The organism is Streptomyces sp. P5F9, from assembly GCF_057961495.1.
This window is the reverse complement of the sequence record NZ_JBXVPZ010001038.1, coordinates 1-646: the sequence shown is the minus strand read 5'-3', so window position 1 is coordinate 646 and position 646 is coordinate 1. Positions and strand designations below refer to the sequence as shown.

Annotated in this window: 1 protein-coding gene; it reads left to right on the top strand. The window is 70.1% G+C overall.

The window, feature by feature from the left end:
* Nucleotides 1-4 precede the first annotated feature (4 nt).
* The coding region (locus tag AC31A1_RS52280; RefSeq protein WP_489660055.1) for a condensation domain-containing protein at nucleotides 5-646 on the top strand (642 nt) is incomplete at its 3' end.

Here is a 646-nt window from a genome sequence, read left to right as displayed (position 1 = left end):
GTTCATCAACACGCTGCCGGTACGGGTCGATCTGGACGCTGCCCGGTCGGTGAGTGAGGTGCTGGGCGCGCTTCAGGCGCGGCAGTCGGCGTTGCTGGACCACCAGCACGTCGGGCTGAGCGAAGTACAGCGGGCCGCCGGCCCCGGCGCGACCTTCGACACGCTCCTGGCCTTCGAGAACTACCCGGGCGACTTGGACGCCCAGCCCCTCGGTAACGGTCTCACCGTCACGGCAACGGAGCTCCGCGAGTCGACCAACTTCGCGCTGGCGCTGGGAGTTACCCCAGACGACGGCCTCGCGATCCGTCTCGACTACCGGGCCGACGTGTTCAGGCGCCGGAGCGCCCTTCGGATGGCCCGCCGCCTGGTCCGGGTGCTGGAGCAGATCGCGGCCGGTCCGCAACTGCGGCTCAGCGACATCGAGTTGTTGGACGAGTCCGAGCGGACCGCGGTGGTGGAGGAGTGGAACGCCACCGCCCAGCCGGCAGAGCCCGGCACGGTGGTGGAGCGGTTCCGTGGGTGGGCGGTGCGGACGCCGGATGCGACCGCGTTGTGGTTCCGGCAACAGGCTTTGTCCTACGGCGAGTTGGATGGGCGCTCGGATGCTCTGGCGCGGGGTCTGATTGCCCGTGGGGTGGGGCGTGAG